The sequence below is a fragment of the Mesorhizobium sp. M7A.F.Ca.CA.004.12.1.1 genome, assembly GCF_003997835.1.
Taxonomy (GTDB): Bacteria; Pseudomonadota; Alphaproteobacteria; order Rhizobiales; family Rhizobiaceae; genus Mesorhizobium.
Genome location: NZ_RZRK01001444.1, coordinates 1 through 601 on the forward strand (window position 1 = coordinate 1; position 601 = coordinate 601).

At 67.1% G+C, this 601-nt stretch carries 1 protein-coding gene; it reads right to left on the bottom strand.

Annotation, left to right across the window (positions count from 1 at the left end):
• Positions 1 to 13: 13 nt before the first annotated feature.
• A partial coding sequence (locus EN984_RS36945; protein WP_164766040.1) for an FAD-dependent oxidoreductase occupies positions 14 to 601 on the bottom strand: 588 nt, incomplete at its 5' end.

A 601-nucleotide genomic window follows, 5' to 3' on the forward strand; every position in this document is an offset into this window, starting at 1 on the left:
ACATTACCTGAAGCTATTTGGCCGCAAGCTGGGCGACAACCTGCCTTGCCACCGCCTCGCCCGACAGCCGTGCGCCGCCGCAGGTCTGGACCAGCGAGCCGGCCAGATGCTCGCCGGCGAAGAAGATCTTGTCGGCCACCGGCTGCATGAGTGCGGCGCGCGCCAGTGAACGGCCGGGGCGGGCCGCGGCATAGGCGCCGCGCACGAAGCGCTCGCCGCCCCAATTGGTCATCATTGCGCGTCCGACATGCTTGCGCGTATCGCCGCCGAAGATGCCGCACAGCCGGTCGACGACGAAGTCGATGCCGGCCGCCTCGCCGGCCGCCGACATTTCCCAGGCGAAATCGCCGCCGACGAAGCCGACCATCAGGTCAAGGTCGAACGGGAAGCAGAGGAAATAGATGTCGTGCCTGGCCATCCGCTCGATCAGCAGGTCGTCGAAGGGCTGCAGCCCGAGCCTGGTGCCCGATATCTCGACCGGCAATTTGGTCAGCATGCCCATCGGCAGGTCGAAGAAGGCGCCGAAATGCGTGTCGGGCAGGGCCGGCGAGAACGCGATCTCCTCGAAGGCGAGCACCGCCGGCGAAGCGGTGACGATCAC